Annotated in this window: 22 protein-coding genes; 13 read left to right on the top strand and 9 right to left on the bottom strand. The window is 62.9% G+C overall.

All coding sequences use genetic code 11. From position 1 onward, the window contains the following. The first annotated feature begins 31 nt into the window (after window positions 1-31). The 10 genes from nuoG (at window position 32) to ACIPQ1_RS01280 (ending at window position 11,406) form a co-directional block, all read left to right on the top strand. On the top strand, window positions 32-2,746 hold the full coding sequence (gene nuoG / locus ACIPQ1_RS01325) for an NADH-quinone oxidoreductase subunit NuoG (RefSeq protein WP_446533421.1): 2,715 nt from the start codon (window positions 32-34) through the stop codon (window positions 2,744-2,746). After that, window positions 2,743-3,750 (top strand): NADH-quinone oxidoreductase subunit NuoH, encoded by a 1,008-nt coding sequence (gene nuoH / locus ACIPQ1_RS01320; protein ID WP_053123213.1) that lies wholly within the window; start codon window positions 2,743-2,745, stop codon window positions 3,748-3,750. The genes nuoG and nuoH overlap by 4 nt, the downstream gene beginning before the upstream one ends. 11 nt (window positions 3,751-3,761) lie before the next feature. Beyond that, a complete protein-coding gene (nuoI, locus tag ACIPQ1_RS01315) occupies window positions 3,762-4,310 on the top strand; it encodes an NADH-quinone oxidoreductase subunit NuoI (protein ID WP_411387053.1) in 549 nt (182 codons plus the stop codon). Window positions 4,311-4,319: 9 nt separating this feature from the next. Next, a complete protein-coding gene (nuoJ, locus tag ACIPQ1_RS01310) occupies window positions 4,320-4,820 on the top strand; it encodes an NADH-quinone oxidoreductase subunit J (RefSeq protein ID WP_186709763.1) in 501 nt (166 codons plus the stop codon). A gap of 4 nt (window positions 4,821-4,824) precedes the next feature. Continuing rightward, window positions 4,825-5,133, top strand: coding sequence for an NADH-quinone oxidoreductase subunit NuoK (nuoK, locus tag ACIPQ1_RS01305; RefSeq protein WP_003180046.1), 309 nt, complete (start codon window positions 4,825-4,827; stop codon window positions 5,131-5,133). Next, window positions 5,130-6,983, top strand: coding sequence for an NADH-quinone oxidoreductase subunit L (gene nuoL / locus ACIPQ1_RS01300; protein WP_186709762.1), 1,854 nt, complete (start codon window positions 5,130-5,132; stop codon window positions 6,981-6,983). Before nuoK ends, nuoL begins: the two co-directional genes overlap by 4 nt. 39 nt (window positions 6,984-7,022) lie before the next feature. Then, complete coding sequence (gene nuoM, locus ACIPQ1_RS01295; RefSeq protein WP_411387052.1) at window positions 7,023-8,555, top strand: NADH-quinone oxidoreductase subunit M; 1,533 nt, start codon at window positions 7,023-7,025, stop codon at window positions 8,553-8,555. Window positions 8,556-8,562: 7 nt separating this feature from the next. Further along, the gene (gene nuoN, locus ACIPQ1_RS01290; RefSeq protein ID WP_003203388.1) at window positions 8,563-10,026 is read left to right on the top strand and encodes an NADH-quinone oxidoreductase subunit NuoN; all 1,464 of its coding nucleotides are present in this window, start codon (window positions 8,563-8,565) and stop codon (window positions 10,024-10,026) included. A gap of 358 nt (window positions 10,027-10,384) precedes the next feature. After that, window positions 10,385-10,639, top strand: a complete 255-nt coding sequence (locus tag ACIPQ1_RS01285) for a CopG family ribbon-helix-helix protein (protein ID WP_411387051.1) — start codon at window positions 10,385-10,387, stop codon at window positions 10,637-10,639. A 290-nt stretch (window positions 10,640-10,929) separates the two neighbouring features. After that, window positions 10,930-11,406 (top strand): hemerythrin domain-containing protein, encoded by a 477-nt coding sequence (locus tag ACIPQ1_RS01280; protein ID WP_053123224.1) that lies wholly within the window; start codon window positions 10,930-10,932, stop codon window positions 11,404-11,406. A 54-nt stretch (window positions 11,407-11,460) separates the two neighbouring features. Here ACIPQ1_RS01280 and ACIPQ1_RS01275 read toward each other — a convergent pair whose 3' ends face one another. From ACIPQ1_RS01275 to ACIPQ1_RS01245, 7 genes are all read right to left on the bottom strand, one after another. Continuing rightward, the gene (locus ACIPQ1_RS01275; protein ID WP_446533420.1) at window positions 11,461-12,339 is read right to left on the bottom strand and encodes a LysR family transcriptional regulator; all 879 of its coding nucleotides are present in this window, start codon (window positions 12,337-12,339) and stop codon (window positions 11,461-11,463) included. A 250-nt stretch (window positions 12,340-12,589) separates the two neighbouring features. Then, window positions 12,590-13,219, bottom strand: coding sequence for an isochorismate family cysteine hydrolase YcaC (gene ycaC, locus ACIPQ1_RS01270; protein ID WP_014337664.1), 630 nt, complete (start codon window positions 13,217-13,219; stop codon window positions 12,590-12,592). A 148-nt stretch (window positions 13,220-13,367) separates the two neighbouring features. Continuing rightward, a complete protein-coding gene (locus ACIPQ1_RS01265) occupies window positions 13,368-15,206 on the bottom strand; it encodes an amidohydrolase (protein ID WP_186709751.1) in 1,839 nt (612 codons plus the stop codon). 118 nt (window positions 15,207-15,324) lie between these two features. After that, window positions 15,325-15,963, bottom strand: coding sequence for an antibiotic biosynthesis monooxygenase (locus tag ACIPQ1_RS01260; RefSeq protein WP_446533419.1), 639 nt, complete (start codon window positions 15,961-15,963; stop codon window positions 15,325-15,327). Then, window positions 15,956-16,369 carry a DoxX family protein gene (locus tag ACIPQ1_RS01255; protein WP_411387048.1) on the bottom strand — a complete coding sequence of 138 codons (414 nt, stop codon included), beginning with the start codon at window positions 16,367-16,369 and terminating at the stop codon, window positions 15,956-15,958. The genes ACIPQ1_RS01260 and ACIPQ1_RS01255 overlap by 8 nt, the downstream gene beginning before the upstream one ends. Continuing rightward, window positions 16,366-17,307 (bottom strand): LysR family transcriptional regulator, encoded by a 942-nt coding sequence (locus ACIPQ1_RS01250; RefSeq protein WP_207961447.1) that lies wholly within the window; start codon window positions 17,305-17,307, stop codon window positions 16,366-16,368. Before ACIPQ1_RS01250 ends, ACIPQ1_RS01255 begins: the two co-directional genes overlap by 4 nt. Before the next feature lie 132 nt (window positions 17,308-17,439). Next, window positions 17,440-18,261, bottom strand: a complete 822-nt coding sequence (locus ACIPQ1_RS01245; protein ID WP_411387047.1) for an alpha/beta fold hydrolase — start codon at window positions 18,259-18,261, stop codon at window positions 17,440-17,442. Window positions 18,262-18,618: 357 nt separating this feature from the next. Here ACIPQ1_RS01245 and ACIPQ1_RS01240 point away from each other — a divergent pair, with 357 nt between their 5' ends. Further along, window positions 18,619-21,423 (top strand): ATP-binding protein, encoded by a 2,805-nt coding sequence (locus ACIPQ1_RS01240; protein WP_411387046.1) that lies wholly within the window; start codon window positions 18,619-18,621, stop codon window positions 21,421-21,423. Here ACIPQ1_RS01240 and ACIPQ1_RS01235 read toward each other — a convergent pair. Both ACIPQ1_RS01235 and ACIPQ1_RS01230 read right to left on the bottom strand, forming a co-directional pair. Beyond that, window positions 21,370-22,848, bottom strand: coding sequence for an ATP-binding protein (locus tag ACIPQ1_RS01235; protein ID WP_411387045.1), 1,479 nt, complete (start codon window positions 22,846-22,848; stop codon window positions 21,370-21,372). The two genes, ACIPQ1_RS01240 and ACIPQ1_RS01235, sit on opposite strands and share 54 nt — an antisense overlap. 184 nt (window positions 22,849-23,032) lie before the next feature. After that, window positions 23,033-23,983 (bottom strand): GlxA family transcriptional regulator, encoded by a 951-nt coding sequence (locus ACIPQ1_RS01230; protein ID WP_446533418.1) that lies wholly within the window; start codon window positions 23,981-23,983, stop codon window positions 23,033-23,035. Window positions 23,984-24,305: 322 nt separating this feature from the next. Between ACIPQ1_RS01230 and ACIPQ1_RS01225 the strand changes: the two genes are divergently transcribed. Beyond that, complete coding sequence (locus tag ACIPQ1_RS01225; RefSeq protein ID WP_250963011.1) at window positions 24,306-25,028, top strand: pirin family protein; 723 nt, start codon at window positions 24,306-24,308, stop codon at window positions 25,026-25,028. 424 nt (window positions 25,029-25,452) lie between these two features. Next, on the top strand, window positions 25,453-25,866 hold the full coding sequence (locus tag ACIPQ1_RS01220) for a hypothetical protein (RefSeq protein ID WP_411387043.1): 414 nt from the start codon (window positions 25,453-25,455) through the stop codon (window positions 25,864-25,866). Window positions 25,867-25,944 lie beyond the last annotated feature (78 nt).

Raw genomic sequence — 25,944 nt, 5'->3', positions numbered from 1 at the left:
CTGACACCGGGCCAACGAAGAACTTTGAACCATGGCCACTATCCACGTAGACGGCAAAGAGCTCGAAGTCGATGGCGCAGACAACCTGTTACAGGCATGTCTGTCGCTGGGCCTCGACATCCCTTATTTCTGCTGGCACCCCGCCCTTGGCAGCGTTGGCGCTTGTCGCCAGTGCGCAGTCAAGCAGTACACCGACGAAAACGACAAGCGTGGTCGGATCGTCATGTCCTGCATGACCCCTGCCACCGACGGCAGCTGGATCTCCATCGACGATGAAGAAGCGAAAGTGTTTCGCGCCAGCGTCGTCGAATGGCTGATGACCAACCACCCTCACGACTGCCCGGTCTGTGAGGAAGGCGGCCACTGCCACCTGCAAGACATGACCGTGATGACCGGCCACAACGAGCGCCGTTATCGCTTCACCAAGCGCACCCACCAGAACCAGCAACTGGGCCCGTTCATCTCCCACGAGATGAACCGCTGCATCGCCTGCTACCGTTGCGTGCGTTTCTACAAGGACTACGCCGGCGGCACCGACCTGGGCGTGTTCGGCGCCCACGACAACGTGTACTTCGGTCGCGTTGAAGACGGCACCCTGGAAAGCGAATTCTCCGGCAACCTCACCGAGGTCTGCCCCACCGGCGTGTTCACCGACAAGACCCACTCCGAGCGCTACAACCGCAAGTGGGACATGCAGTTCTCGCCGAGCATCTGCCATGGCTGCTCCAGCGGTTGCAACATTTCCCCGGGCGAACGCTACGGCGAATTGCGTCGCATCGAAAACCGCTACAACGGCTCGGTCAACCAGTACTTCCTGTGCGACCGTGGCCGTTTCGGCTACGGCTATGTCAATCGCAAGGATCGCCCACGCCAGCCGCTGCTGGCGGGCGGCGCCACGCTGAGCCTGGACGAAGCCCTGGACAAGGCCGCCGAGCTGCTGCGCGGTCGCAACATTGTCGGCATCGGTTCGCCTCGCGCCAGCCTGGAAAGCAACCACGCCCTGCGTGAGCTGGTTGGCGCCGAGCACTTCTACAGCGGCATCGAAGCCGGCGAGCTGGAACGCATCCGCCTGGTACTGCAAGTACTCAAGGACAGCCCGCTGCCCGTGCCGACGATGCGCGACATCGAAGACCACGACGCGGTGTTCGTCCTTGGCGAAGACCTGACCCAGACCGCCGCCCGCATGGCCCTGGCCCTGCGCCAGTCGGTCAAGGGCAAGGCCGAGGCCATGGCCGACGCCATGCGCGTGCAGCCATGGCTCGACGCCGCCGTGAAGAACATCGGCCAGGACGCGTTGAACCCACTGTTCATCGCCAGCCTCGCTGAAACCAAGCTCGACGACGTGGCCGAAGAATGCGTCCACGCCGCCCCGGACGACCTGGCCCGCATCGGTTTCGCCGTGGCCCACGCCCTGGACGCCAGCGCCCCGGCTGTCGACGGCCTGGACAGCGAAGCGGCCGCCCTCGCCCAACGCATCGCCGACGCCCTGCTGGCGGCCAAGCGCCCCTTGATCATCGCTGGCACCTCCCTGGGTTCCAAGGCGCTGATCGAAGCCGCCGCCAACATCGCCAAGGCCTTGAAGCTGCGGGAGAAGAACGGTTCCATCAGCCTGATCGTGCCGGAAGCCAACAGCCTCGGCCTGGCCATGCTCGGTGGCGAATCGGTCGATGCAGCCCTGCAAGCCGTGATCGACGGCAACGCCGACGCCATCGTCGTGCTGGAGAACGATCTGTTCACCCGCACTGACAAGGCCAAGGTCGATGCCGCGTTGAACGCCGCCAAGGTTGTGATCGTCGCCGACCATCAGAAAACCGCCACCACCGACCGCGCCCACCTGGTGCTGCCGGCGGCGAGCTTTGCCGAAGGCGACGGTACGCTGGTCAGTCAGGAAGGTCGCGCCCAGCGCTTCTTCCAGGTGTTCGACCCGACTTACCTGGACGCCAGCATCCTGGTCCACGAAGGCTGGCGCTGGCTGCATGCCCTGCGCGCCACCCTGCTGGACCAGCCGATCGACTGGACGCAACTGGACCACGTCACCGCCGCCGTCGCGTCGAGCAGCCCGCAACTGGCGCGCATCGTCGATGCCGCGCCATCGGCCGCGTTCCGCATCAAGGGCCTGAAGCTGGCCCGCGAACCGCTGCGCTACTCCGGTCGCACGGCGATGCGCGCCAACATCAGTGTCCACGAACCCCGCACGTCCCAGGACAAGGACACCGCGTTCTCGTTCTCCATGGAAGGTTACTCGGGCTCCGCCGAACCGCGCTCGCAAGTGCCGTTCGCCTGGTCGCCGGGCTGGAACTCGCCGCAAGCCTGGAACAAGTTCCAGGACGAAGTCGGTGGTCACCTGCGTGCCGGTGACCCGGGCACCCGCCTGATCGAAAGCCAGGGCGATGGCCTGGGCTGGTTCGCCGCCGTTCCGCGTGCCTTCAACCCGGCACCGGGCACCTGGCAGGTCGTGCCGTTCCATCACTTGTTCGGCAGCGAAGAGAACTCTTCCAAAGCCGCACCGGTGCAGGAACGCATCCCCGCCGCCTACGTGTCGCTCGCCAAGTCGGAAGCCGATCGCCTGGGCGTCAACGACGGTGCGCTGCTGAGCCTGAACGTGGCCGGCCAGACCCTGCGTCTGCCGCTGCGCATCAATGAAGAACTGGGCGCCGGCCTGGTGGCCCTGCCGGCTGGCCTGGCGGGTATTCCACCGGCGATTTTCGGCAAGACTGTCGACGGTCTGCAGGAGGCAGCGCAATGAGCTGGTTCACCCCTGAAGTGATCGCTGTGATCCTGACGGTCCTCAAGGCCATCGTGATCCTGCTGGCCGTGGTGGTTTGCGGCGCGTTGCTGAGCTTCGTCGAACGTCGCCTGCTGGGCTGGTGGCAGGACCGCTACGGTCCGAACCGCGTCGGCCCGTTCGGCATGTTCCAGATCGCCGCCGACATGATCAAGATGTTCTTCAAGGAAGACTGGACACCACCGTTTGCCGACAAGGTGATCTTCACCCTGGCACCGATCGTGGCCATGAGCGCCTTGCTGATCGCCTTCGCGATCATCCCGATCACCCCGACTTGGGGCGTGGCGGACCTGAACATCGGCCTGCTGTTCTTCTTCGCCATGGCCGGCCTGTCGGTGTACGCGGTGCTGTTCGCCGGCTGGTCGAGCAACAACAAGTTCGCCCTGCTGGGCAGCCTGCGGGCCTCGGCCCAGACCGTGTCCTACGAAGTGTTCATGGGCCTGGCGCTCATGGGCATCGTGATCCAGGCCGGCTCGTTCAACATGCGCGACATCGTCGAGTACCAGGCCCAGAACCTGTGGTTCATCATTCCGCAGTTCTTCGGTTTCTGTACCTTCTTCATCGCTGGCGTGGCCGTGACTCACCGTCACCCCTTCGACCAGCCGGAAGCGGAGCAGGAACTGGCCGACGGTTACCACATTGAATATGCCGGCATGAAGTGGGGCATGTTCTTCGTCGGTGAATACATCGGCATCATCCTGATCTCGGCACTGCTGGTAACGCTGTTCTTCGGTGGCTGGCACGGTCCGTTCGGCATCCTGCCGCAACTGTCCTTCGTCTGGTTCGCCCTGAAGACCGCGTTCTTCATCATGCTGTTCGTCCTGCTACGCGCCTCGATCCCGCGCCCACGCTACGACCAGGTGATGGACTTCAGCTGGAAATTCTGCCTGCCGCTGACCCTGATCAACATGCTGGTGACCGCTGCGATCGTTTTGATGAACGCGCCTGCGGCCGCGGTTCAGTGAGGATTTGACCCATGTTCAAATATATTGGCGACATCGTTAAGGGTACCGGTACCCAACTGCGGAGCCTGGTCATGATCTTCGGCCATGGCTTTCGCAAACGCGACACCCTGCAATACCCGGAAGAGGCGGTCTATCTGGCGCCCCGCTACCGTGGCCGCATCGTCCTGACCCGCGACCCCGACGGCGAAGAGCGCTGCGTGGCCTGCAACCTGTGCGCCGTGGCGTGCCCGGTGGGTTGCATCTCGCTGCAGAAAGCTGAAACCGAAGACGGTCGCTGGTACCCGGACTTCTTCCGCATCAACTTCTCGCGCTGCATTTTCTGCGGCCTCTGCGAGGAAGCGTGCCCGACCACCGCGATCCAGCTCACGCCGGATTTCGAAATGGCCGAGTTCAAACGTCAGGACCTGGTGTACGAGAAAGAAGATCTGCTGATTTCCGGTCCCGGTAAAAACCCTGATTACAACTTCTATCGTGTTGCAGGTATGGCCATTGCCGGTAAGCCAAAAGGCGCCGCGCAGAACGAAGCCGAACCGATCAACGTGAAGAGCTTGCTGCCTTAAGGAAGAAAGATGGAATTCGCTTTCTATTTCGCATCGGGTATCGCGGTGGTGTCCACGCTTCGTGTGGTCACCAACACCAACCCCGTGCACGCCCTGCTCTACCTGATCATTTCGCTGATCGCCGTGGCCATGACCTTCTTCGCCCTCGGCGCGCCGTTCGCCGGTGCCCTGGAAGTGATCGCCTACGCCGGCGCCATCATGGTGCTGTTCGTGTTCGTGGTGATGATGCTCAACCTCGGCCCGGCCGCGGTCCAGCAGGAACGCGCCTGGCTCAAGCCCGGCATCTGGGCGGGACCGGTGATCCTGTCCGCCCTGCTGCTGGGTGAACTGCTGTATGTGCTGTTCGCTCACCAGAGCGGCCAGGCCATCGGCCACACCACCGTAGACGCCAAGGCCGTGGGCATCAGCCTGTTCGGCCCGTACCTGCTGGTGGTCGAACTCGCCTCGATGCTGCTGCTTGCCGCAGCCGTCACGGCGTTCCATTTGGGCCGTAACGAGGCGAAGGAGTAATCACATGCCTGCTATCCCTCTCGAACATGGCTTGGCGGTTGCCGGCATCCTGTTCTGCCTCGGTCTGGTCGGCCTGATGGTCCGCCGCAACATCCTGTTCGTGCTGATGAGCCTGGAGGTCATGATGAATGCCTCCGCCCTGGCCTTCATCGTCGCGGGCGCTCGCTGGGCGCAACCGGATGGACAGATCATGTTCATCCTGGTGATCAGCCTGGCAGCCGCCGAGGCCAGCATCGGCCTGGCGATCCTGTTGCAGCTGTATCGCCGCTTCCACACTCTCGATATTGACGCTGCCAGCGAGATGCGCGGATGAACCTTCTCTTCCTGACTTTCATATTTCCTCTTGTCGGTTTCCTGCTGTTGTCGTTCTCCCGTGGACGCTGGTCGGAAAACCTGTCGGCGCTGGTGGGCGTGGGTTCCATCGGCCTGTCCGCCATCGTCACGGCCTACGTGATCTGGCAATTCAACGTCGCCCCACCGGAAGGTGGCCGTTACGTGCAGGTGCTGTGGCAATGGATGGCGGTGGAAGGCTTCACGCCAAACTTCGCCCTGTACCTGGACGGCCTGTCGGTGACCATGCTTGGCGTGGTGGTCGGCGTGGGTTTCCTGATCCACCTGTTCGCCTCCTGGTACATGCGCGGTGAAGCCGGTTACTCGCGCTTCTTCGCCTACACCAACCTGTTCATCGCCAGCATGCTGTTCCTGGTGCTCGGCGATAACCTGTTGTTCCTGTACTTCGGCTGGGAAGGCGTGGGCCTGTGCTCGTACCTGTTGATCGGTTTCTACTACAGCAACCGCAACAACGGCAACGCCGCGCTCAAGGCGTTCATCGTCACCCGCATCGGCGACGTGTTCATGGCCATCGGCCTGTTCATCCTGTTCCAGCAACTGGGTACGCTGAACATCCAGGAACTGCTGGTCAAGGCACCCGAGCACTTCAAGGTCGGTGACTTCTGGATCGTCCTGGCGACCCTGATGCTGCTGGGCGGCGCTGTCGGTAAATCCGCGCAACTGCCGCTGCAAACCTGGTTGGCGGACGCGATGGCTGGCCCTACCCCGGTCTCGGCACTGATCCACGCCGCGACCATGGTGACCGCCGGTGTCTACCTGATCGCCCGTACTCACGGCCTGTTCGCCCTGGCGCCGGACATCCTGCACCTGGTCGGCATCGTCGGCGGTGTGACCCTGGTGCTGGCCGGTTTTGCCGCCCTGGTGCAGACCGACATCAAGCGCATCCTCGCCTACTCGACCATGAGCCAGATCGGCTACATGTTCCTGGCCCTGGGCGTCGGTGCCTGGGAAGGCGCGATCTTCCACCTGATGACCCACGCCTTCTTCAAGGCGCTGCTGTTCCTTGCCTCCGGTGCGGTGATCGTTGCCTGCCACCACGAGCAGAACATCTTCAAGATGGGCGGCCTGTGGAAGAAACTGCCGTTGGCCTACGCCAGCTTCATCGTCGGCGGCGCGGCCCTGGCGGCCCTGCCACTGGTCACCGCCGGTTTCTACTCCAAGGACGAGATCCTCTGGGAAGCGTTCGCCAGCGGTAACCAGGGTCTGCTCTACGCGGGCCTGGTGGGTGCGTTCATGACCTCGCTGTACACCTTCCGCCTGATCTTCATCGCGTTCCACGGTGAAGCCAAGACCGAAGCCCACGCCGGCCACGGCATTGCCCACTGGCTGCCGCTGTCGGTGCTGATCGTGCTGTCGACCTTCGTCGGCGCCATGATCACCCCACCGCTGGCCGATGTGCTGCCGCAAAGCGTCGGCCATGCCGGCGGCGAAGCCAAGCACAGCCTGGAAATCGCCTCGGGCGCCATCGCCCTGGCGGGTATCCTGCTGGCTGCCCTGCTGTTCCTCGGCAAGCGTCGCTTCGTCACGGCAATCGCCAATAGCGGCATCGGGCGTTTCCTCTCGGCCTGGTGGTTCGCCGCCTGGGGCTTCGACTGGATCTACGACAAACTGTTCGTCAAGCCATACCTTGCGATCAGCCACATTCTGCGCAAAGACCCGCTCGACCAGACCATTGGCCTGATCCCGCGCATGGCCAAGGGCGGCCACACTGCCCTGAGCCGTACCGAGACCGGTCAACTGCGTTGGTATGCGGCTTCCATGGCGGCTGGCGCCGTGCTGGTTATCGGCGCCATCGTGCTGGTAGCGGTCTGATATGAACCTTGCGAACTTGCGAAAGGAAACGAGCCCGTCATGATTCTGCCCTGGCTAATCCTGATCCCCTTCATCGGCGGCCTGCTGTGCTGGATCGCGGAGCGCTCCAGCTCCACGCTCCCGCGCTGGATTGCGCTGCTGACCATGTCCCTGGAACTCGCGCTCGGCCTCTGGCTGTGGGCGACCGGCGACTATTCATTTGCACCGGCCCCTGGCGCCGATCCAACCTGGGCGCTTGAGTTCAAGCACGCCTGGATCGCGCGCTTCGGCATCAGCGTGCACCTGGCCCTCGACGGCCTGTCGTTGCTGATGATCCTGCTGACCGGCCTGCTGGGTATCCTCTCGGTGCTCTGCTCCTGGAAAGAGATCCAGCGTCACGTCGGTTTCTTCCACCTGAACCTGATGTGGATCCTGGGCGGCGTCGTCGGCGTGTTCCTGGCGCTGGACCTGTTCATGTTCTTCTTCTTCTGGGAAATGATGCTGGTGCCGATGTACTTCCTCATCGCGCTCTGGGGTCACAGTTCTTCGGACGGCAAGAAAACCCGGATCTACGCGGCGACCAAGTTCTTCATCTTCACCCAGGCTTCCGGCCTGATCATGTTGGTGGCGATCCTTGGCCTGGTCCTGGTGAACTTCAACAACACCGGCGTGATTACCTTCAACTACGCCGACCTGTTGAAAGTGCAGATGTCCAAGACCACCGAGTACGTGCTGATGCTCGGCTTCTTCATCGCCTTCGCGGTGAAGCTGCCGGTGGTGCCGTTCCACTCCTGGCTGCCGGACGCCCACGCCCAGGCGCCGACCGCAGGTTCCGTGGACCTGGCGGGTATCCTGCTGAAGACGGCGGCCTACGGCCTGTTGCGCTTCGCCCTGCCGCTGTTCCCCAATGCCTCGGCCGAGTTCGCGCCGATTGCCATGACCCTGGGCCTGATCGGGATTTTCTACGGTGCGTTCCTGGCGTTCGCCCAGAGCGACATCAAGCGCCTGATCGCCTTCTCCAGCGTTTCGCACATGGGCTTCGTGCTGATCGGGATCTACTCCGGCAGCCAACTGGCCCTGCAAGGCGCGGTGATCCAGATGCTCGCCCACGGCCTGTCGGCCGCGGCGCTGTTTATCCTCAGCGGTCAGTTGTACGAGCGCCTGCACACCCGGGACATGCGTGAGATGGGCGGCATCTGGTCGCGCATCGCCTACTTGCCGGCCATCAGCCTGTTCTTCGCGGCCGCTTCCCTGGGCCTGCCGGGTACCGGCAACTTCGTCGGCGAGTTCCTGATCCTGATCGGCTCGTTCGTCAGTGCCCCATGGATCACGGCGATTGCCACCTCCGGCCTGGTGTTCGGTTCGGTCTACTCGCTGATCATGATCCACCGCGCCTACTTCGGTCCGGCCAAGTCGGATGAAGTGTTGCGTGGCATGGACGGTCGCGAACTGATCATGGTGCTCGGCCTTGCGGTGCTGCTGGTTTACCTCGGCGTCTACCCGCAACCGTTCCTCGACACCTCTGCCGCCACGATGCATGGCGTGCAGCAGTGGCTCGGCACCGCCTTCTCTCAACTCGCTTCGGCCCGGTAAGAGCGCTATGGAATTCACGATTCAACACTTTATCGCGCTTGCGCCGCTGTTGATCACCAGCGCCACGATCATCGTGGTGATGCTGGCGATCGCCTGGCGGCGCAATCACTCACAGACCTTCCTGCTGTCGGTGGCGGGGCTGAACCTGGCCTTGCTGTCGATCTTGCCGGCCTTGAAAGTCGCGCCACTGGCGGTCACGCCGCTGATCCAGATCGACAGCTTCGCCTGCCTCTACATGGCGTTGATCCTGGTCGCCACCCTGGCCTGCGTCACCCTCGCCCACGCCTACCTCGGCGATGGCGGTTCGGGTTACCCGGGCAACCGCGAAGAACTGTACCTGCTGATCCTGATGGCCGCCGCCGGTGGCCTGGTCCTGGTCAGCGCGCAGCACCTGGCCAGCCTGTTCATCGGCCTGGAACTGCTGTCGGTACCGGTCTACGGCCTGGTGGCCTACGCCTTCTTCAACAAGCGCTCCCTGGAAGCCGGCATCAAGTACATGGTGTTGTCGGCGGCCGGCTCCGCGTTCCTGTTGTTCGGCATGGCCCTGCTCTACGCCGAAGCCGGCACCCTGAGCTTCGTCGGCATCGGCCAGGCCCTGGCCGCCACCGGCCTGCCTAGCCCGATCGCGCAACTGGGCCTGGGCATGATGCTGATCGGCCTGGCGTTCAAGCTGTCGCTGGTCCCGTTCCACCTCTGGACCCCGGACGTCTACGAAGGCGCCCCGGCGCCCGTGGCGGCGTTCCTTGCCACTGCGTCGAAAGTGGCGGTGTTCGCAGTGATGGTGCGGTTGTTCCAGATCTCGCCAGTGGCCAGCAGCGGTGTGCTGAGCAACGTGCTGACCATCATCGCCATCGCGTCGATCCTGTTCGGTAACCTGCTGGCACTGACCCAGAGCAACCTCAAGCGTCTGCTGGGTTACTCGTCCATCGCCCACTTCGGCTACCTGCTGATCGCCCTGATCGCCAGCAAGGGCCTGGCCGTGGAAGCCATCGGCGTGTACCTGGTCACCTACGTGATCACCAGCCTCGGCGCCTTCGGCGTGATCACCCTGATGTCCTCGCCGTACAACGGCCGCGACGCCGACGCCTTGTACGAATACCGCGGCCTGTTCTGGCGCCGTCCGTACCTGACCGCCGTGCTGACGGTGATGATGCTGTCCCTGGCTGGCATCCCGCTGACCGCCGGCTTCATCGGCAAGTTCTACATCATCGCCACCGGCGTCGAGGCTCACCAATGGTGGCTGGTCGGCTCCCTGGTGCTGGGCAGCGCCATCGGCGTGTTCTACTACCTGCGCGTCATGGTCACCCTGTACCTGATGGAACCGAACCTGCGTCGCCACGATGCCGAGTTGCACTGGGAACAAAAGGCAGGCGGCGTGATGCTGCTGGCCATCGCCGTATTGGCATTCTTCCTGGGTGTGTACCCGCAGCCGTTGCTGACGTTGGTTCAGCAGGCTGGGTTGACGGGTTGATTGCCTGAGCGTCACCGAACAAAAATGCCCGTTTCGAGAGATGCGGGCATTTTTTTTGAGCAGGATTCGAGTGATCAAAAACCGTGGCGAGGGAGCTTGCTCCCGCTAGGCTGCGCAGCAGCCTCGATCAGCTCAACACGGACCATCGGGTAAACGATCGTTACGACTGCTACGCAGCCGAGCGGGAGCAAGCTCCCTCGCCATGGGTTGGTGTTTTTTCTGAAAGTGAGACGGTTTCTTATTACATCTGATAGTTTGCCGCAGAGAATATCGACAACAATCATCTACGATCATCCTTCAGAAGCGACTGCCTCAGAAGACAGGGCGTGTACCGTCAACTGCAATAGAGAAATCCGCCATGACAGCCACCACGAAAACCCGGTCGGTTACAGCTCACGTCCCGGTGCACCTGGCCGAAAAAGTCGACTTGATGGCCGAACGCCTCGGGCGCTCCAAGGATTGGATCGTTAAACAAGCGCTATCTGCCTGGATAAACCAGGAAGAGGAACACAGTCTCCTGACTCATGAGGCCTTGGCCGATGTTGACACTGGCCGAGTGATTGACCACCAGGCAGTCCAGGCTTGGGCCGATAGTCTCAACGGGGATCGATAACTTCGGCTCGACCAACCTGACTGCCAAAGCGCAGTGGCCTTTCCATTTGGTGATCGGCTGAGATGTATGTCGATTCGAACGCGCCGTGGCAGGCCATCAGCGCAAACTGCAACGCATTTTCCCCCCGGCTCATGCAGCTTGCACGACGCTGAAAATCAAGAACGCTTCAACCCATTGTTTTTAAAGCGTTTTAAAACCCGTCTCGGCTGGCACAGCTCATGCAATTCAGCTCTTACGCGGCGTCGGCGCTCGAAGCCTGCCCGCATCCGTGAATTGCCGAGGAGCTTCCCATGAATGCCATCGATCTGTTGAAAGCCGACCATGAGCGCGTCAAAGCCATCTTGACTCAACTGAGCGAGTCGACCGAGCGCGCTGTGAAAAAACGCACCGACCTGTTGGCGAAACTGGAAATGGAAATTTCCATCCACACTCGCCTGGAAGAAGAAATTCTTTATCCGGCGTTCAAGCAAGCCGGTGGCAAGGACGAGGCTGAAATGTACTACGAGGCCAAGGAAGAACACCGCACCGTCGACTCGTTGGTGCTGCCGGACCTGAAAACCACCGATCCAACCCAGCCGGAATTCGCCGGTCGGGTGAAAGTGGTCAAGGAACTGCTTGAGCACCACATCGAAGAAGAAGAAAAGGAAATGTTCCCCCACGCGAAAAAACTGCTGGGTAAGGCCAAGCTGGACGCCTTGGGCGCGGAAATGGAAACCATGAAAGCGCAGTACAAAAAAGAACTGAGCAGCGCCAACCTCGCCGCCTGATCAAAGCGCCAGATGCTTCAGCCGTCATGTGGCGGCTGAATGCGTTGCGCCGCTTTATTGCATTTGTTCGCGCAAGAATTCCACCAACGCCTGCACTGGGCGTGCACTTTGCCGATGCTGGGGATACACCGCCGAGAGCGCCAGCGGTTCGGTCTCGAAGCCTTCCAGGACCTTGATCAGCCGACCATCCCTCAAGGCATCGCCGAGGATGAAAGCGGGCAGATAGGTGATGCCCATGCCGGCAATGGCCGCGTCCCTGAGTAAATCACCGTTATTGGCGCGCATGCGCCCCGTGACCTCCAGCGTCAATGGTTTGCCCGCCCCCGCGAAACGCCACTGCACCTGACGGCTGTGACCGTAGGGCAGGCAGTCATGGTTGCGCAGGTCCTCAGGCCGCGCGGGTGTGCCTTTTTGCGCCAGGTAGGTGGGGCTGGCGCAATACACCCGTTCGATGGTCGCGATGCGCCGGGCAATCAGGGTCGAATCCTCCAGCACGCCGATGCGCAGCGCCAGGTCATAGCCCTCCCCCAACAGATCCACCGAACGGTCGCTCAGGTCCACCTCGACGCTGACGCCCGGATAGCGTTGCAGGAACAGCGGCAACAGGCTGCCCAGGTGCGCCACAGCGAAGGACAGCGGTGCGCTGAGGCGAATCGTGCCGCGGGGCTCGCTGGTCTGGCCGCTGATGCCCTGCTCCACTTGTTCGACGTCATTGAGCAGGCGCAGCGCCGCTTCGTAGTAACGCTGGCCCAACGGGGTGACGTCCAGCCGGCGGGTCGAGCGATTGAGCAAGCGCACGCCCAGGCGCTGCTCCAGTGCCATGAGCTTGCGACTGACGAACTGCTTGGACAGCCCGAGCTTGTCCGCGGCGGCGGTGAAACTGCCTGACTCCATGACCTGGGCAAAGATGCGCATTTCTTCGAAGGGGTTCATTGTCATTCCTGGGGTGGACAGTCAGGGAGATGAGTTGGGCATTGTGGGTGGAGCAAGGCAGGTTGGAAAGGTGTTGGATGGGCTGACGCCATCGCGAGCAAGCTCGCTCCCACAGTGATTACAGAACCTGAATACACCTCAAACCCTGTGGGAGCGAGCTTGCTCGCGATAGCGGTGGTTCGGTTTGCAAGGGTTTAATGCCCTGCACAAAAACGCCCGCACAAGGCGGGCGTCATACAACATGAACCGCTTACTTGGCCGTCAGCGCCGAGTAGCTGTTCATCAGGTTGCGGTAGTTCGGAATGCGCTGGGACAGCAGGTTGCCCAGGCCTTCGATGTCGTTGCGCCAGTCGCGGTGCAGCTCACAGGCCACCGAGAACCAGTTCATCATCTGCGCGCCGGCGGCCGTCATGCGCACCCAGGCGGCTTGTTGCACGGTTTCGTTGAAGGTACCCGAAGCGTCGGTGACGACGAACACGTCGAAGCCTTCAGCCAGAGCCGATAAGGTCGGGAATGCCACGCAGACGTCGGTGACCACGCCGGCGATGATCAGTTGCTTGCGGCCGGTGGCCTTGATTGCCTTGACGAAATCTTCGTTGTCCCAGGCGTTGATCTGGCCTGGACGCGGGATGTACGGCGCGTCCGGGAACATTTCCTTGAGTTCCGGCACGATCGGGCCGTTGGGGCCTTGTTCGAAGCTGGTGGTCAGGATGGTCGGCAGTTCAAAGAACTTCGCCAGGTCGGCCAAGGCCAACACGTTGTTCTTGAACTCGTTGGGCGAGAAGTCCTGGACCAGGGAAATCAGACCGGTCTGGTGATCGACCAGCAGGACGACCGCGTCGTCTTTGTTCAGACGGTTGTAGGCGGGAACGTTGCTCATGGGGTGACTCCTTTGGGATGGATGTATTGAAAGCCAATGTGGGAGCGAGCCTGCTCGCGATGACGGTATGTCAGCTTGCGGCGATGTCGGATGTGCCGACGCCTTCGCGAGCAGGCTCGCTCCCACAAGGGGAGAATCGGTGTGTTAGTCAAAAGGCAAAGCAGGAACAGCCAAACGCGCCCCAGAAACCCTGGAAATCGCTGACCGGAACGTTCGACAATCGCGCCCGTTCGTGGCTATGGGAATGCACCTTGCACGGACCGCTGCACTGGTGGACTTGCGCCTGCAGCGGTGAGGCCGGGCGCCAGTGCCCCGGGACCTTGACCACGGGCGACCAGTCCGGCAGCACCGGGACGCTGGCTGGGCCGAGTTTTTCGAAGTCGCCAGCGGCGTACACCACTTTGCCGTCCACTACGGTCAGCACCGACTCGATCCACTTGATGGCTTCTTCCTCGACGCTGAAGAAGTCCGCGCTCAGGGCCGCCAGGTCCGCCAGTTGGCCGACCTTGATCTGGCCTTTCTTGCCCTGCTCCGACGAGAACCAGGCACTGCCGTGGGTGAACAACTCCAGCGCGGTCAGGCGCGGCAAGCCCTCTTCGTGCAACGACAGGCCACCGACGGTGCGGCCACTGACCATCCAGTACAACGAAGTCCACGGGTTGTAGCTCGACACGCGGGTGGCGTCGGTGCCGGCGCCCACCGGCACGCCTTCGGCGAGCATGCGCTTGATCGGCGGCGTGGCTTCGGCGGCCTTGGCGCCGTAGCGATCCACGAAGTATTCGCCCTGGAAGGCCATGCGGTCCTGGATCGCAATACCACCGCCCAGTGCCCGCACACGCTCGATGTTTTTCGGCGTGATGGTTTCGGCGTGGTCAAAAAACCACGGCAGGCCATTGAACGGAATGTCGCGATTGACCTTCTCGAACACGTCGAGCATGCGGCTGATGGATTCGTCGTAGGTGGCGTGCAGGCGGAACGGCCAGCGCTGCTCCACCAGGTGACGCACCACCGGCTCCAGGTCCTGCTCCATGCCCGGCGGCAGGTCCGGGCGCGGTTCGAGGAAGTCTTCGAAGTCCGCCGCCGAGAACACCAACATTTCCCCGGCGCCGTTGTGCCGCAGGAAATCGTCGCCCTGGTGCAGCTTGACGCTGCCGGTCCAGTTCTTGAAATCGGTGAGTTCTTCCTTGGGCTTCTGGGTGAACAGGTTGTAGGCGATGCGCACCGTCAACTGCTGCTCGCGGGCCAACTGCTCGATGACCTCGTAGTCGTCCGGGTAGTTCTGGTAGCCGCCGCCGGCGTCGATGGCGCTGGTCAGGCCCAGGCGATTGAGTTCGCGCATGAACTGGCGGGTGGAGTTGACCTGGTATTCCAGCGGCAACTTCGGCCCTTTCGCCAGCGTCGAATACAGGATCATCGCGTTGGGCCGCGCCACCAGCATGCCGGTGGGCTCGCCCTTGCTGTCGCGTACGATCTCGCCACCCGGCGGGTTCGGCGTGTCGCGGGTGTAGCCGGCGACACGCAGCGCGGCGCGGTTGAGCAAGGCGCGGTCATACAGGTGCAACACGAACACGGGCGTATCGGGGGCGGCCTGGTTGAGTTCTTCCAGGGTCGGCATGCGCTTTTCGGCGAACTGGAATTCGTTCCAGCCGCCCACCACGCGAACCCATTGCGGCGTTGGCGTGCGGTCGGCCTGGTCCTTGAGCATGCGCAAGGCATCGGCCAACGACGGCACGCCTTCCCAACGCAGCTCCAGATTGTAGTTCAAGCCACCCCGTATCAGGTGCAGGTGCGAGTCGTTGAGACCGGGAATGACGGTGCGGCCCTTGAGGTCGATGACCTGGGTACCGCTGCCGCGCAGGGCCATGGCCTCGGCGTCGGTGCCCACGGCGACGAAGCGGCCCTGGCTGATAGCGACCGCACTGGCGCGGGGCTTCTCGCGATCGACGGTGTGGAATTGGCCATTGAACAGAATCAGGTCGGCGTTCATCGGATTTCCTTGTGAAGAGGAAGAAGCAAGGGACAGGCGTGGCCAGAAGGCCGCCGCCGCGCTGAGCAAGGACCCGGCGGCGAGCAATTGGCGGCGCAGCGGATCGGTTGGGTCGTCCTTATTGGCCATGACCGGGCTCCAAGTGTTCGTGGGTTGTGGAAGCTTCCAGCCACGGCGCGAACAGCCGGGTCGCCAGCGGCATGCACACGTACACCACCGAGAGCACGATGGTCACGGTGATCAAAAACGTGGCGACCACGTAGTTGGACAGAAAGGCATTGAGTTGCAGCAACGGGCCCCAGAGCAACGGCACCAGCAAGGTGTGCGGCAGGATGACCAGCAGCGTCACCACCGATTGCTTCCAGCGCGGCGGTGGCGTGGCGGCATCGGCCAACGGGGCGAACCAGAATTCCTTGTGCGAACCGACCTCGATCTGATCACCGTCGGCCAACAGTGGCGCAGCCTCGGCCACCAATTCACGCCGCTCGGGGGAGTCCAGCCAGCGCTGCATGGCTTCGGTGGAGCGAAAACGCAGCACGCAGGTAAACAATGACAATCCGTCCTGCTTGCCCCGCACAACGTCGACGCCCAGATGGCCCGGCCACTGGCCGGCCACGGTGACGATGCGCCGCAACCAGGCCTCATAGGCATCGTTCTGCCCGGCTTTGATTCGGTGCTTGACCACCAAGGTGACGATTTCATCGAAACCGGGTACCGCCGGGCTCGCGGTGGATCCGAGGGTTTGGGACTCAGGCATGACGCAGCACTCCATCAAAACGCGCGTTCAGCGCCAGGCGTCCAGGGCCGGCAATGAACACGCTGGTAAATACAATCAACAGCAACCAGCCAAACTGGCCTTCTTCCAGGCTCCACTGCGGGTGCACCACCAGCAGCGCCACGGCCAGCAGGAACAGGATCGGCAGGCACGCCAGGCGCACCAGCACACCGGCCATGATCAACAGCGGACACAGCACCTCGGCGAAAATCGCCAGGACCAGGGTCGGCGCGGCGCCGAGGTGGAACGGGTCTTCGATGCGGGTCAGCTCGGCGTTGTAGTTCAAGAGCTTCGGCAAGCCATGGACCCACAGCAAAAACAACCCGCCGCTCAGGCGCAGGAACAACAAGCCCAGGTCCTGCAACGGGCGCTCATCGGTCAGGTTCATCGGTGGGCTCCGTCCGCGGCCGCAGCGGCCGGCAGTGGTTGCGACATGTGGCTGGCGATGCGCGAACGCAGCCAGCGTTCGGCCGGGTCGTTGTCATGCACGCCGCTCCAGACCATCGACAGTTCGGCGGCGTTGATCTCGAACGGCGGGTCCTCGGCGCGCAACGCGCAGCCTTCCACCAGCGCGCAGGCGGCGTAGTCGGGCACGGTGGCGATCAGCTCGGTGCCCGCCAACAATGCTCGCAGCCCGCTGAATTGCGGCACCGCCAGCACCACTTTGCGGCTCCGGCCGATGCGGGCCAGGTCCAAGTCGATGTTGCCGCTCAGGTCGCCCGAAAACGAAACCATGGCGTGGGGCCGCGAGCAGTATTCGTCCAGGGTCAGCGGCCCCGGGCGCTTGTCGCCGCGCAAGACCTTGCAGGGAATGTCTCGCAGTTTCTTACGCTTGGCATTGGCCGGCAGGTCGGTGGTGTAGCTGACGCCGACGCTGATTTCACCACTGGCCAGCAGCGAGGACATCAGCAGGAAATTGGCCCGGCGCACCACCACGATGATCCCCGGCGCTTCTTCGCGCAGTTGGCTCAGCAGCGGAGGAAACAGGCCGAATTCGGCATCGTCGGACAGACCGATGCGAAACACGTCGCAACTGGTGGACGGATCGAACGCCTTGGCCCGGCTGACCGCGCCGGAGATGGTGTCCATGGCCGGTTGCAGCTCTCGCAGGATCGCCAGGGCCCGCGGCGTCGGTTCCATGCCGCGACCGTGACGGATCAGCAACGGATCGTCGAACAGATCCCGCAACCGCCCCAGCGCCGCACTCACCGCCGGCTGGCCCATGAACAGCTTTTCGGCGACGCGGGTCAGGTTTTTCTCGAACATCAGCGCCTCGAAGATCACCAGCAGGTTCATGTCGAGACGGCGTAAATCGTTGCGGTTCATGGGGGTTGTTCCTGTTGAATGCCAAACCTGTGGGAGCGAGCTTGCTCGCGATAGCGGTGGGTCAGCTTGCATCGATGTTGAATGTAATGACTCCATCGCGAGCAAGCTCGCTCCCACAGGTGTGTGGTTTGATCAACCCTGGATGAACGCCAACAGGTCCGCGTTCAAGCGGTCCTTGTGGGTATCGGTCAGGCCATGGGGCGCGCCCGGGTAGACCAGCAACTGCGCGTTCTTGAGCAACTGGGCAGCGGCAATGCCGGCCGCCTCGATGGGGACCATCTGATCGTCATCGCCGTGCACCACCAAGGTCGGCACGTCGATGTTGCGCAGGTCTTCGGAAAGATCGGTCTCCGAGAACGCCTTGATGCAGTCGTAAGTGTTCTTGTGGCCGGCCTGCATGCCTTGCATCCAGAACCAGTCGATCATGCCTTGGGAGACCTTGGCGCCCGGGCGGTTGGCGCCGAAAAACGCGCTGGCCACGTCTTTGTATAGCTGAGAACGGTCGGCCAGGGAGGCTTGGCGGAAACCGTCGAACACTTCGACCGGCAAGCCACCAGGGTTGGCCGCGGTCCTGAGCATCAACGGCGTCACCGCCGAGATCAGGCCGAGCTTGGCGACGCGGGCCGCGCCATGGCGGCCGATGTAGCGCGCCACTTCACCACCGCCCGTGGAGAAGCCGATCAACACCGCGTCTTTCAAGTCCAGCCGTTCGATCAGCTCAGCCAGGTCATCGGCGTAGGTGTCCATGTCGTTGCCGTCCCAGGGTTGGCTGGAGCGCCCGTGTCCACGGCGGTCGTGGGCGATCACCCGGTAGCCGTTGGACGCCAGGAACATCATCTGCCCTTCCCAACTGTCCGAGTTCAGCGGCCAGCCGTGGCTCAAGACCACCGGTTGGCCAGTGCCCCAATCCTTGTAGTAAATCTCGGTGCCGTCGCGGGTGATGAAGGTGCTCATGACAGGGTTCCTTGAGGTGGGTGGATCGCTTCATGGTCCGGCCGTAGGGGACGTTTGCGTGAGTTAAACGTTGTTAATTTTTTCGGAACGGCGGTGTTAAAAACCCGCTTTTGTGGCGAGGGAGCTTGCTCCCGCTGGGCTGCGCAGCAGCCCCAGAACTGTCACCTCGGAGTGTCAGATTGGTTGGGAGGTGGGGCCTTTGGGGCCGCTTCGCGGCCCAGCGGGAGCAAGCTCCCTCGCCACAGGTTCGGCGTCTGGAAGGCCGGGAGTAGAGCCTGCGCCGTTGCGCTTGAAGCCAAACCTGAGGAATATGCTCGGGTAAAGCCCGGGCATCGGGACCAGAACATTGAGAGCACCATGAGCCACTACCTCAGCCTGCCCGTCGAACAGACGGTGCACTTCGGCCCTTACCGGGTCCATCCGCGCCAGCGCCTGGTGCTGGAGGGCGAGCAACCGTTGCGCCTGGGGCGGCGGGCCGTGGAGATCCTGCTGGTGTTGCTCGAACACGCTGGCGAGGTGGTGAGCAAGCAGCAACTGATCGCCCGGGTCTGGCCCAGAAGCGTGGTGGAAGACACCAACCTGCGCGTACACGTCGCAGCCCTGCGCAAGGCCCTCGGGGACGGCCAGGCCGGGCAGCGCTACATCGTCACCGTGGCGCAGCGCGGCTACAGCTTCGTCGCGCCGCTGGCTTTCGAATCCCTTGACCCATTGGCGCGCATCCCCCATCCGTCCCTGGCGCGCAACCTGCCACTGCAGCGCACGCGCCTGATCGGCCGCCAGGCCCTGGTGGAAAACCTGGTGGCCCAGCTGCCGCGAAAACGCTTCATTACCCTGGTCGGCACCGGCGGCATCGGCAAGACCACCGTTGCCCTGCGGGTCGCTGAACGGCTGATCGGCCATTACCGTGACGGCACCCACCTGCTGGACCTGGCGTCGCTCAACGACGCGGCCATGATCGCTCCCAACCTCTGTGCGTTGCTCGACCTGCCCCTGCAGGACGGCGATCCGCTGGACACCCTCGCCCGACAGCTCAAGGAACGGCATCTGTTGCTGGTGCTCGACAACTGCGAGCACCTGATCGACGCCATCGCCCAGCTCAGCGAAACCTTGCTACGTGGTGCCCCTCACCTGCACATCCTGGCCACCAGCCGCGAAGGCCTGCGCGCCGAAGGTGAACACATGCAGCGCCTGGACGCCCTGGCGTTCCCGCCCCGTGAAATGCCCATCGAGGGTTATCCCGCCCTGGAGTACCCGGCACTGCAACTGTTTGCCGAGCGTGCGATGGCCAGCCGTGACGACTTCGAACTGACCGACCGCGAGGTGCCGTTGGTGATCGACATCTGCCAGCGTCTGGACGGCATTCCCCTGGCCATCGAGCTGGCCGCCGGACAACTTGGCCGCTTCACCCTGGAGGCGCTTCACCGACACCTGCAAGACAGCGTCGCCCTGCTCCACAACGACACCGGCGCCGCACCGCGCCAGCAGACCCTGCGCGCCACGCTGGACTGGAGCTTCGCGCTGCTCACGGCCTGCGAGCAGACCTGCCTGCGGCGGCTGGCGGTGTTCATGGGCAGTTTCAACCTGGCCTCGGCCGCGGCAGTGATCGTCGGCCAGCATGTCGCACCCGAACAGGTGCTGGTATCGATCAGCCAGTTGGTCGCCAAGTCATTGCTCAACGTCGAGATCGGCGATGAAGAGGTGCGCTATCGCCTGCTGGACACCACCCGCCGCTATGCCTTGGAAAAACTCGCCGAAGCCGGGGAACTGACGGCCAGCCAGGAACGCCACGCCGAACGCTGCCTGGCGCTCATGGGACAAGCGGAAAGCGATTGGGAAAACACCCCCACCCGATTGTGGATCGCCCGCTACGCCGACTATCGCGATGACATCCGCGCCGCGCTCGACCGAGGCCTGGGCCCGCAGGGTTCTCACGCCGTGGCGATTCGCCTGACTGCTCGCACCCTGCCCCTCTGGCAGGAACTGTCGCTGCTCAAGGAACACGGCCTCTACGTCAACCGGGCGCTGAACTTGCTGCGGGCCAGCCCCAATCCCTGCCCACGCTTGACCCTGGCCCTGGAACTGGCCCACGCCAGTTTCAACTACCACACCGAGGGCGGTACGCCGGCCACCGTGCGGGCCTTCGCCACCGCCCGGCAGTTGGCCCGGCAATGCCAGGACCTGGCCGGCGAGCTGCGGGCCGTGTCCGGGCAAATGACCGTCGACCTCAGCTGCGGCCGCTACCAACAGGCCTTGGACCACAGCCTGGATTTCGATCGGTTGGGTTTGCAGGGCGACCCGACCCTGTCCTTGAGCGCTCTACGCCTGCGGGTGCTGGCACTGCATTTCACCGGTGACCAGGGCGCGGCGCGGCATGAAGCCGAGCAAGTGATCCAGCGCCTGGCCCAGAGCGGCCACCTCAGCCGCTTCAGTCACGGCTTCGGCGTGCAATACGACCAGAGCGTGGCGGCGCTGACGATTCTGGCGCGGATCCTCTGGCTACAAGGTTTTGCCGAGAAAGCCCGGCGCACCGCCAACCTGGCGTTGCAGATTGCCCTGCAGATCAATCACGGCATTTCGATCTGCTACACCCTGGCACTCACCGGTTGCGTGATCGCCCACTACAACGGCGATCATTCAACCACGCGGGAAAGGCTCGATCTGTTGAAGCAGCAGGCGAAGAAACATTCGGTGATGCTGTTCCATGACTGGGCCTGCCATTACGCCTGCGTATTGGATGGTGAGACGCTGGAGACGAGTGCGACAAACGGGCTGATCCAGGACATCGTCGTCACCCTGCGTCCTGAGTTGGTCAGCCCGGCGCAACTGGAACGGGCCCGCACGGGTACTGCGGGCTGGTGTTCGGCGGAGATCCTGCGGGCCGGCGCCGAAACCTTGCTGGCGCGGAACGAGCCGTCCCTGGAGGAAACCGCCGAAGCGCAACTGCTGGACGCCATGGCCGTGGCCCGTCGTCATCAAGCCCTGGCCTGGGAACTGCGCAGCGCGACCTCCCTGGCCCGCTTGTGGCAACGTCAAGGGCAGGTGCATGCCGCGCAGGAACTGCTCGGGCCGGTCTACCGCCGCTTCAGCGAGGGCTTCGACACTCCCGATCTATTGGAAGCCGACGCGCTGCTCCAAACGCTGACTCGCCGGTTGGGGCCGTGAACGCCGCGCCCCCCAGGCACCTTGCAGTACGTAACGCCGATGGAACACAGGCCACTGACCACTGCGCCGCAGTTTGTCCATGGCGTAGGCGCGAGTGGTGTGCAGCAGTCGAAATCGCCCGCCCTCAGCCAACGGCTCGACCATCAGCAGTGACACGCTCGCCAACCGCAACAGCAACCTGGGCACCTGCCCGACATTCAGTTCAGCGCAACTGATCACGGCCTGCGCCGCCTTGAGCGTAAACGGTCCCTCGAACACCGCCAGGCGCTGGAACGCGGTTCGTTCGTCAGCGCTCAAACGCTCGACACTCGAATCCAGCACCGCCTCCAGGCTACGATGCCGGGCCACTGCGGTACGCCGCCCATGGCTCAAGAGGGACAAACCGTAGTCCAACTGTTCGAGCACCCCAGCCACCCCCAAGGCGTCGACCTGGGCCGCCGCCAATTCCAGTGCCAGCGGCAAGCCGTCCAGGCGCTGGCAAATCTGGGCGAGGATCAGCCAGTCGCGGCCATGGGGCTTGAAATCCTGCTGCCGGGCGCCTACCCGCTCAATCAGCAACTGCACCGCCGGGCATGCCACGATCTGGTGCTCCGGCTCGAGGGGCGACGCCACGGTCAGGCCCGGCAGTGGCACGATTCTTTCGCCCGACAGCTCCAGCGGTTCGCGGCTGCTGCACAACAGCGCCACCCCCGGTGCCGTCACAGCCAACGCCTGGGCCAGTTCCCGACAGGCGCCGAGCACCTGCTCGCAGCCATCGAGCACCAGCAACATCCGGCAGGATTCCAGGCGCCGGCCTAAAGCCCCATGCGCCAGGCCCAGCGCGCCGGCCACCTGAGCCGTCACCTGCGAGGGCTCGCTGATGGCGGCCAGGTCAACGAACCAGGCACCGTCGTCAAAATGTTCAAGCAACAGCTGCGCCGCCCGCAACACCACGGTAGTCTTGCCGACCCCGCCCGGGCCGGTCACGGTGGTCAAGGCTTGACGAGGCACTTGCGCCAACAACCGTCCCAGGATCCTGTCGCGGCCGACCACCGGGCTCAAGCGCGTGGGCAAGTTGTGTCGCTCGGCTGGGGGACCGAACGGCGTCTCGATGTCCTCGTGAACCGCCAGGCAATAGCCTTGTCGTGGATGGTTGAGGATATAGCGCGCGCCGTCCCGCCCGTCGCCGAAGGCCCGCCGCAGCGCCGCAATGTGCACCCGCAGGTTGATGTCTTCCACGACGCTGTCAGGCCAGACGTGGGCGATGAGGGTTTGCTTACTGACATAACGGCCGGCGTGCTCCACCAGCACCTGCAAAACATCCAGGGCGCGACCACCCAATGCGAGTGGCTGGCCGTCACGGGTGACCAGCCGCTGCTGCCGGTAGAAGGCAAACGGACCGAAGCTCACCGCCGGCTCGCTGTCGGGTTTGACGAAACTGTTCATGGGCGATCCAGCGCCGGAAAACCGGTGCGGGCGTCAGCGTGCGGATCACCGAACACGTCTGCCCTGGGCTCCTGCGCATCCTTTCCAAGGGGTTCGCCGTTATCTTGGCAGGCGCACGCCACAGGACAATGCTGGCACAGGGAGCACCACGGACATCACGGTGCCTTGGACGGACACCGACGGCTCAACTGAACTGCTGACGATATTGCACCGGGGTCAGGCCGAGCTTTTCACCAAACAGAAAACGCATGTGCCGCACACTGCCGAAGCCGCTGCGAAACGCCACGGTCTTGAGTGGCAGGTCAGTGGTTTCCAATAACTGACGCGCCCGGTCGATGCGTGCGCCTTGCAGGAACTCCATGGGCGTCATCTTCACTTCCCGGGCAAAGACCCGGGCGAAATGCCGCGCACTCATGGCGGCCAGCGCGGCCATGCGTTCGATGGTGAAGGGCTCTTCCAGGTGCTCCATCACATGATTCTGCACCCGGGTGATGGCCGATTCCTGTGTCGACACCGCCGCCACCGAGGGACTGAACTGCGCCTGCCCACCCTGGCGTTTTATCACCACCAGCAACACCTTGGCCACGTCCAACGCGACTTTGCGGCCATGGTCCTGGGCGACGATGGACAGGGCCAGGTCGATCCCGGCGGTGACGCCGCCCGAGGTAATCAGGCGCCGGTCCTGCAGGAAGATCTTGTCGGTTTCCACCAAGGCCTCGGGGAAACGCTGGACCAGGCGTTCGGTGTAATGCCAATGGGTAGTGACGCGATAACCGTCGAGCAAGCCCGCCTCACCGAGCACAAAGGCGCCGGTGCAGATGGAACCGTAGCGCGTCGCCCGTTGCGCCGCGGCGCGCAGCCAGGTGTGCAGCCCCGGATGCTGGTCGTTATAGGCCCCCGGCCCGCCCGGCACCAACAACACGTCATAGGCCGCCCAGGCTTGGTCGATATGGATATCGGCCTGCACCGCCACGCCGTTGGATGTGCGCAACGGCCCGCGCTCGGTCCCCAGGGTCAGCAGTTGATAACGCTGGTTCGTGTCGAGGTAACGATTGGCGATGGAAAACACCTCCAGCGGCCCGGCCATGTCGAGCAGCAAGAAATCCGGGAACAGCACCATTGCAACGGTTTTCATCAAGAAAGACGCCAAAAAAATCCAGAAACTGTAAGTGCCCCTGTGGGAGCGAGCTTGCTCGCGATAGCGGAGTATCAGCCACATGAGTATTGGCTGACCTGACGCCATCGCGAGCAAGCTCGCTCCCACAGGTTTGTGTAGCGTCAAAGCTTCAGCATTATGTCGAAGCGAAGCATCCGCCGGTAGGCATTCTCCATTGTCCACTCAAAACGGACAGTCTTTCGTTTTCCACCTACTTATTGAATATCTCGGCAACCATTAACCTTCTTCTGAACCCGGCGAACGGCCCCAGCCGCCGCCCAAGACATCAGGAGAATTCATCATGCTGACCCTTCGCAAAGCTTCGGACCGCGGCATCGCTCGCCACGGCTGGCTGACCTCGTTCCACACCTTCTCGTTCGCCAGCTACCGCAACCTCAACGAACAGGGCTTCTCCGACCTGCTGGTCATCAACGACGACCGGGTCGCCGCCGCCAAGGGTTTCGGCCAGCATCCGCACCGGGACATGGAGATCTTTTCCTATGTGCTCGAAGGGGCGCTGGAACACAAGGACACCCTGGGCACGGGCTCGGTCATTCGCCCCGGTGACGTGCAGTTGATGAGCGCTGGCAGCGGCGTGGCCCACAGCGAGTTCAACCACAGCGCGGACGAGCAGGTGCACTTCCTGCAGATCTGGATCGTGCCCGACGTCAGCGGTGCCACACCCCGCTATCAACAGGAGCACTTCAGCCGCGAGCAGAAACTGGGACGCCTGCAATTGATCATCTCCCCGGATGGCGCCGACGGCTCGCTCCAGGTGCGCCAGGACGCGCGGGTCTACGCCGGGTTGTTCGATGGCGAGCAACGCGCCACCCTGACCCTGGCAGCGGATCGTTATGCCTACGTGCATGTCGCCCGGGGCGCTGTCGAGCTTAACGGCGTGCAATTACAGGAAGGGGATGGCGTGCGGGTGCGCGAGGAGCAGGCCCTGACTTTGAGCCATGGCCAGGATGCCGAGGTGCTGGTGTTCGATCTGCGGCCGCAGGAACTGCCGCAGATGCCGTGAAGCACCGTGGGAGAACTGCCACAGATGACATGGATCAACCTCTAACCCCTGTGGGAGCGAGCTTGCTCGCGATGGCGGAGTGTCAGTCACATGAGTATCAACTGACCTGACGCCATCGCGGGCAAGCTCGCTCCCACAATGCACCTCAGACGAAAAACGTCTAAAAAAAGTCAGCCGATGGGTCAAATTCAGGCTTTGATCTAGTGGAGCTACAGCACGCCTCGGACAGCATCATCGTCTAATCTGAACGCGCTCGTCTGTTGCCACGAGGTACGTCGACCTATAAAGTTCCCGAAAATATTTCGTTTCTGACCGACGGTCATTAATACTGCCCAAAGCAAATTGACCCAACGCTAGAGCCTAGGCAAAATGATTTCACTTTGCCACTAATTCTCTCCTGACTTGCTTATTCACGGAAGAAAGCATGAAAACCGCCATATCCTTCGCTTTAATCTCGATTGCGTGCAGTGCGACCGCGGACGTCCAGAACATCAAATACCTATACGATGATTCGGATGCCGTGTACTCCATCGTCTCGTCTGTCGACAGCGGTTCAGCCATCCAGGCCACCGTGCAGAGAAAGGGCACTTACTTCACCAACTACACGAAACTGGAACTCGACTGTGCCAGCCGCAATGTACGGCACATGGGCATGTACAACAGTCTCGCAGGGGTGGAGGAAGCCGAGTTCGACCAGATGCAAGGACGAATCATCGACGGCTCGATCGCCGACGAAGTCGGCAAGACGCTGTGCAAGGAGACGACCTTGACCGCATCGCAAGCCGCTCCGCAAACCGAAGACCTGCCTACCGAAACACAAACCGACGATAACAGCTGATTTGTGTCGGTGACGCGGGAGCTGTGTGGGAGCAAGGCTTGCTCCACCTGGCTCCCGCACAGCTCCGGCAACGCCCTC

The sequence above is a fragment of the Pseudomonas sp. LARHCG127 genome, assembly GCF_052871455.1.
The sequence above is the reverse complement of the archived record's forward strand: the minus strand, read 5'-3'. Positions and strand labels throughout refer to the sequence as shown.

Bases quoted from the DNA above. Each gene is read 5' to 3' on its own strand.
- nuoG (WP_446533421.1), top strand. From the start codon at position 32: ATGGCCACTATCCACGTAGACGGCAAAGAGCTCGAAGTCGATGGCGCA.
- nuoH (WP_053123213.1), top strand. From the start codon at position 2,743: ATGAGCTGGTTCACCCCTGAAGTGATCGCTGTGATCCTGACGGTCCTC.
- nuoI (WP_411387053.1), top strand. From the start codon at position 3,762: ATGTTCAAATATATTGGCGACATCGTTAAGGGTACCGGTACCCAACTG.
- nuoJ (WP_186709763.1), top strand. From the start codon at position 4,320: ATGGAATTCGCTTTCTATTTCGCATCGGGTATCGCGGTGGTGTCCACG.
- nuoK (WP_003180046.1), top strand. From the start codon at position 4,825: ATGCCTGCTATCCCTCTCGAACATGGCTTGGCGGTTGCCGGCATCCTG.
- nuoL (WP_186709762.1), top strand. From the start codon at position 5,130: ATGAACCTTCTCTTCCTGACTTTCATATTTCCTCTTGTCGGTTTCCTG.
- nuoM (WP_411387052.1), top strand. From the start codon at position 7,023: ATGATTCTGCCCTGGCTAATCCTGATCCCCTTCATCGGCGGCCTGCTG.
- nuoN (WP_003203388.1), top strand. From the start codon at position 8,563: ATGGAATTCACGATTCAACACTTTATCGCGCTTGCGCCGCTGTTGATC.
- ACIPQ1_RS01285 (WP_411387051.1), top strand. From the start codon at position 10,385: ATGACAGCCACCACGAAAACCCGGTCGGTTACAGCTCACGTCCCGGTG.
- ACIPQ1_RS01280 (WP_053123224.1), top strand. From the start codon at position 10,930: ATGAATGCCATCGATCTGTTGAAAGCCGACCATGAGCGCGTCAAAGCC.
- ACIPQ1_RS01275 (WP_446533420.1), bottom strand. From the start codon at position 12,339: ATGAACCCCTTCGAAGAAATGCGCATCTTTGCCCAGGTCATGGAGTCA.
- ycaC (WP_014337664.1), bottom strand. From the start codon at position 13,219: ATGAGCAACGTTCCCGCCTACAACCGTCTGAACAAAGACGACGCGGTC.
- ACIPQ1_RS01265 (WP_186709751.1), bottom strand. From the start codon at position 15,206: ATGAACGCCGACCTGATTCTGTTCAATGGCCAATTCCACACCGTCGAT.
- ACIPQ1_RS01260 (WP_446533419.1), bottom strand. From the start codon at position 15,963: ATGCCTGAGTCCCAAACCCTCGGATCCACCGCGAGCCCGGCGGTACCC.
- ACIPQ1_RS01255 (WP_411387048.1), bottom strand. From the start codon at position 16,369: ATGAACCTGACCGATGAGCGCCCGTTGCAGGACCTGGGCTTGTTGTTC.
- ACIPQ1_RS01250 (WP_207961447.1), bottom strand. From the start codon at position 17,307: ATGAACCGCAACGATTTACGCCGTCTCGACATGAACCTGCTGGTGATC.
- ACIPQ1_RS01245 (WP_411387047.1), bottom strand. From the start codon at position 18,261: ATGAGCACCTTCATCACCCGCGACGGCACCGAGATTTACTACAAGGAT.
- ACIPQ1_RS01240 (WP_411387046.1), top strand. From the start codon at position 18,619: ATGAGCCACTACCTCAGCCTGCCCGTCGAACAGACGGTGCACTTCGGC.
- ACIPQ1_RS01235 (WP_411387045.1), bottom strand. From the start codon at position 22,848: ATGAACAGTTTCGTCAAACCCGACAGCGAGCCGGCGGTGAGCTTCGGT.
- ACIPQ1_RS01230 (WP_446533418.1), bottom strand. From the start codon at position 23,983: ATGAAAACCGTTGCAATGGTGCTGTTCCCGGATTTCTTGCTGCTCGAC.
- ACIPQ1_RS01225 (WP_250963011.1), top strand. From the start codon at position 24,306: ATGCTGACCCTTCGCAAAGCTTCGGACCGCGGCATCGCTCGCCACGGC.
- ACIPQ1_RS01220 (WP_411387043.1), top strand. From the start codon at position 25,453: ATGAAAACCGCCATATCCTTCGCTTTAATCTCGATTGCGTGCAGTGCG.